This is a genomic window from Pseudomonas sp. UBA6276, assembly GCF_002438365.1.
Taxonomy (GTDB): Bacteria; Pseudomonadota; Gammaproteobacteria; order Pseudomonadales; family Pseudomonadaceae; genus Aquipseudomonas; species Aquipseudomonas coleopterorum.
The window spans coordinates 347-5,432 of record NZ_DJUS01000172.1 but is presented as its reverse complement, the minus strand read 5'-3'; the positions used below and the strand labels follow the sequence as shown (position 1 = coordinate 5,432).

4 protein-coding genes are annotated in these 5,086 nt (G+C 62.5%); 3 read left to right on the top strand and 1 reads right to left on the bottom strand.

Annotated features, from left to right (window positions below):
* The 3 genes from B2V21_RS19545 to xylB form a co-directional block, all read left to right on the top strand.
* A partial coding sequence (locus B2V21_RS19545) for an ABC transporter ATP-binding protein (protein ID WP_286917757.1) occupies positions 1-993 on the top strand: 993 nt, incomplete at its 5' end.
* Between the two features lie 13 nt (positions 994-1,006).
* Complete coding sequence (locus B2V21_RS19540; protein WP_286917756.1) at positions 1,007-2,488, top strand: mannitol dehydrogenase family protein; 1,482 nt, start codon at positions 1,007-1,009, stop codon at positions 2,486-2,488.
* 6 nt (positions 2,489-2,494) lie between these two features.
* Positions 2,495-3,964, top strand: coding sequence for a xylulokinase (gene xylB / locus B2V21_RS19535; protein ID WP_286917755.1), 1,470 nt, complete (start codon positions 2,495-2,497; stop codon positions 3,962-3,964).
* Between the two features lie 132 nt (positions 3,965-4,096).
* Here the strand turns inward: xylB and gloA are convergent, their stop codons facing one another.
* The gene (gene gloA, locus B2V21_RS19530) at positions 4,097-4,615 is read right to left on the bottom strand and encodes a lactoylglutathione lyase (RefSeq protein ID WP_286917754.1); all 519 of its coding nucleotides are present in this window, start codon (positions 4,613-4,615) and stop codon (positions 4,097-4,099) included.
* Positions 4,616-5,086: the final 471 nt, after the last annotated feature.

The window sequence follows — 5,086 nt, the reverse complement described above, 5'->3', positions numbered from 1 at the left end:
TCGGGCTGCGGCAAGTCGACCTTGCTGCGCCTGATCGCCGGGCTCGAAGAAGTGAGCAGCGGCACCATCGAGTTGGACGGCCGCGACATCACCGAAGTGACGCCGGCCAAACGCGACCTGGCCATGGTGTTCCAAACCTACGCCTTGTATCCGCACATGACCGTGCGCAAGAACCTGTCGTTCGCCCTGGACCTGGCCGGCAAACCCAAGGCCGAGGTCGAAAGCAAGGTGGCGGAAGCGGCGCGCATCCTCGAACTCGGCGCCCTGCTCGACCGCAAGCCCAAGCAGCTGTCCGGTGGTCAGCGCCAGCGTGTGGCGATCGGCCGGGCCATCGTGCGCCATCCGAAGATCTTCCTGTTCGACGAGCCGCTGTCCAACCTCGACGCCGCCCTGCGCGTGCAGACCCGACTGGAACTGTCGCGCCTGCACAAGGAGCTGCAGGCCACCATGATCTACGTGACCCATGACCAGGTCGAGGCGATGACCCTGGCCGACAAGGTGGTGGTACTCAACGGTGGCCGTGTCGAACAGGTCGGTTCGCCCCTGGAGCTTTATCACCATCCGGCGAACCTGTTCGTCGCCGGTTTCCTGGGGACGCCGAAGATGGGCTTCCTCAAGGGCAAGCTCAGCCGCGTCGACGGCCAAGGCTGCGAAGTCGCCCTGGACGCCGGCACCCATATCTACCTGCCTCGCGTCAGCCAAACGTTGAACGTGGGCGATTCGGTCACCCTGGGAATTCGCCCCGAGCATCTCGACCTTGCCCAACCCGGGCAATGCCAACTGGCGGTGACCGCCGACGTCAGCGAGCGCCTGGGCAGCGATACCTTCTGCCATGTCGTCACCGACTCGCAAGAACCGCTGACCCTACGCATTCGCGGTGACCTGCGCAGCCAGTACGGCGAACGCCTGAGCCTGCTGCTGGATCCCCAGTATTGCCACCTTTTCGACGCCCAGGGCATTGCCGTGGCCAAACCGCTCCAGGCCGCTGCCTGATACAGGACCGATGATGAAACTCAATCGACAGAATCTGCACCAGCTCGCCGAACACATCCAGTTGCCGACCTACGATCCTGCGACCCGTGCACATGGCATCGTCCACATCGGTGTGGGCGGTTTTCATCGCGCACACCAGGCCTTCTATACCGATGCGTTGATGAACACAGGAGAGGCCGAACAGTGGGCGATCTGTGGCGCCGGACTGCGCAGCGAAGACCGCAAGGTCCGCGACGCCCTGGCCGAGCAGGACTTCTATTACACCCTGGTCGAGCTGGGCGATACCCCGGACACCGAAGTGCGCGTGATCGGCGCGATCACCGACATGCTCCTGGCCGAAGATGGCGCTCAGGCGTTGATCGATAAACTGGCCGAGCCTTCCGTGCGCATCGTCTCGCTGACCATTACCGAAGGCGGCTATTGCATCGATGACAGCAACGGCGAGTTCATGGCCCACCTGCCACAGATCCAGCACGACCTGGCTCATCCGCAGTCACCCGGCACGGTGTTCGGCTTTCTCTGCGCGGCGTTGAGGCAACGTCGCGATGCCGGTATCGAAGCATTCACCGTGATGTCTTGTGACAACCTTCCGCACAACGGCGCGGTCGCCCGCAAGGCCCTGCTGGCGTTCGCCGCGCTGCATGATCCAGCGCTGCATGACTGGATCGCCAGCCATGTGCAGTTCCCCAACGCCATGGTCGACCGCATCACACCGATGACCAGCAATGCCCACCGCGCACAGCTACACGAGCGCCATGGCGTCGACGACAGCTGGCCGGTGGTCTGCGAGCCGTTCGTACAGTGGGTGCTGGAAGACAAGTTCGGCGCAGGTCGGCCCGCGTGGGAAAAGGTCGGCGTGCAGTTCACCGACGATGTCACGCCCTATGAAGAAATGAAGATCAAACTGCTCAACGGCAGTCACCTGGCCCTGACCTACCTTGGGTTTCTGAAGGGCTACCGCTTCGTTCATGAAACCATGAACGATCCACTGTTCGTGCGCTACATCCGCGCCTACATGGACCTGGACGTCACCCCGCAACTGGCGTCCGTTCCCGGTATCGACCTCGAGGGCTACAAGGACACCCTGATCGAGCGCTTTTCCAACCAGGCCATCGCCGATCAACTGGAGCGCGTCTGCTCGGATGGTTCTTCGAAGTTTCCCAAGTTCACCGTACCGACCATCAACCGGCTGATCGCCGATGGGCAGAACACCGAGCGTGCGGCGCTGGTGGTGGCGGCCTGGGCGCTCTACCTGGGCGGCGTCGACGAAAACGGCACGCACTACAGCATTCCCGACCCGCGCGCTGCGTTCTGCCAGGCACTGGTTGCCGACCCGGCCTCGCTCACCGAGCAGCTGCTGGGCGTCGAGGAAATCTTCGGCACCCGGATCCCGCAGTCGGCGGAGTTCGTGGCAGCGTTCGAACGCAATCTGCACAGCCTGCGTACCCAGGGCGTGCAGGCCACCCTGGAACATATGCTGGACGGCAAGGAGTAAGCGGCCATGTTTCTCGGGATCGACTGCGGCACCCAAGGGACCAAGGCGTTGATCCTTGACGCGGACAGCGGCCAGGTCATGGGCCAGGGCTCGGCTTCCCATCACATGATCAGCGGCGAAAACGGCCGTCGCGAACAGGAAACGGGTGATTGGCTCACCGCTTTCGAGCAGGCCACTGCCCAGGCGCTGGCTCAGGCCGGCATCGATGGTCAGCAGATTCTGGGTATCGGCGTGTCCGGGCAGCAGCACGGGCTGGTGTTGCTCGACGCCGATGGTCAGGCGCTGCGGCCGGCGAAGCTGTGGTGCGACACCGAAAGCACGCCGCAGAACGAGCGCCTGCTGGCCGAGCTGGGCGGTGAGCAGGGCTCGCTCGAGCGCCTGGGGCTGGTGATCGCGCCGGGCTATACCGTGTCCAAGCTGCTCTGGACGCGGGAGCACCATCCGGAGATCTTCGAACGGATCGCCCATGTGCTGCTGCCCCACGATTACCTGAATTTCTGGCTCACCGGGCAGGCCCGCGCCGAATACGGGGATGCTTCGGGCACCGGTTATTTCAACGTGCGCGAACGCCAGTGGGATCTGGCCCTGCTGCAGCAGATCGATCCGAGCGGACGTTTGGAAGCCGCGTTACCGCGGTTGATCGAGGCGCACCAGCCGGTGGGTACGATTCGCCCGGGCATTGCTGCGCGCCTGGGCATCAATCCACTGGCAGTGGTCGCCAGTGGCGGGGGCGACAACATGATGGGCGCCATCGGCACGGACAACATTCACCCTGGGGTCATCACCATGAGCCTGGGGTCTTCAGGCACGGTGTACGCCTACAGTGACCGTCCCACCGTGCTGGAGGAACCGGCGGTGGCAAGCTTCTGCTCGTCGTCGGGAGGGTGGTTGCCGCTGATCTGCACCATGAACCTGACCAACGTCACCACGGCGGTGCGCGAGCTGCTGCAGCTGGACATCAGCGGATTCAACCAGGCGGTGGCACAGGCGCCGATCGGGGCGGAAGGCATCGTGATGCTGCCGTTTTTGAACGGTGAACGGGTGCCTGCCCTGCCCCACGCCACCGGATCCGTGCTGGGCTTGACCACCAACAACCTGAACGCTGCGAACCTGTGTCGCGCGGCCGTGGAAGGCACCACCTTCGGCCTGCGCTATGGCCTGGATCTACTGCGGGCCGGGGGCCTGCAGACTCATGCCATACGCTTGATCGGCGGCGGTTCGAAAAGCCCGGTGTGGCGCCAGTTGGTGGCGGACGTCATGGACGCGCCCGTCGTGTGTACCGAACAACCGGAAGCGGCAGCCCTGGGCGCAGCCATTCAGGCTGCCTGGTGCGTCGGTCAGGATCCTCAAGGGTTGGCTGCGTTATGCAAACGCTGCGTGCGGCTGGACGACACCAGCCACACCCAACCTATCCCTGCCAATGTCCTCGCCTACCACGGTGCCTATCAGCGTTACCGCCAGCACATTCCGGTCTAACCTGCCCCGCCGCTACACGGTCTTGCGTCACCCCTGTAGCAGCGGCGCGAGCCGCGTCTGAGACACCGCGGTGGGTCATGTTCACCACGCCGTCCCTGACGCGGCTTGCGCCGCTGCTACAGAGGGAGTGGTCTACTGGTCGGGCTGGATGATTTCGACCCAGTAACCGTCCGGGTCCTTGATGAAGGCAATGCTCTTCATCCGGCCATCGGTCAGACGCTTCTGAAAGTCCACGCCCAACGTTTCGAAGCGCTCACAGGCAGCGTGGATATCCGGCACCGACACACAGATGTGCCCGAAGCCACGGGGATCGCTGTTACCGTCGTGGTAGGCGAAATCCGCGTCGTTTTCGGTGCCGTGGTTATGGGTCAGTTCCAGAATGCCCGGCATGGATTTCATCCAGGTGGTACGCGCCTTGTCATCCACCGGGATGGTCGACTTGTCCACCAGCGCCAGGAAATACAGGCTGAACTGCGCTTCGGCGAAATCACGCTTTTCAACCAGACTGAAACCTAATACGCGAGTATAGAAGTCTAGCGACTTCTCGATGTTCTTGACCCGCAACATGGTGTGGTTGAAGACGAACTGGGATGTGGCGGCTTCAGGTTGCGCGGTAACACCGGGCACATTGTTCAAATGATCGAGGCTCATGAAGGCTCCCTTGAATGAATGGGCAGTAGCTGCAGTTGATGATACGGAACGGTGCGGATGATGCCAAACCAGATACGGCATCGAACGCGCGACACGGAGACGCGGGGGATTGAAACAGGAGGAAAGTGCGAAACGCGGGCAATAAGAAGCCCGCCGAAGCGGGCATTTGGGGCGCTGTTCCATCAGCGGATTTCATAGTGGAACAGTGGCTGTGAAAAGGATGTGAAAACATCGAAGAGCATCTGCTGTTTTTAGTGGCGCTGCCGAACGGTCACATCCAACTGTATAAACGCATGCATGTTCACGGCGTTATAACTTTGGCACCCGTAATTGCGCGAGCTCTATCCGGGAAATGTATACATCAAAAGCGACGCGGCTCGCGCCGCTGCTACAGAGACCGCGATCCCCCGTGACAGCGGCACAAGCCGCGTCAGCGGTACACGCAATCCCTTGTAGCAGCGGCGCAAGCCG

Excerpts from the sequence above, each read along its gene's own strand:
- B2V21_RS19540 (WP_286917756.1), top strand. The coding sequence starts at position 1,007 with ATGAAACTCAATCGACAGAATCTGCACCAGCTCGCCGAACACATCCAG.
- xylB (WP_286917755.1), top strand. The coding sequence starts at position 2,495 with ATGTTTCTCGGGATCGACTGCGGCACCCAAGGGACCAAGGCGTTGATC.
- gloA (WP_286917754.1), bottom strand. The coding sequence starts at position 4,615 with ATGAGCCTCGATCATTTGAACAATGTGCCCGGTGTTACCGCGCAACCT.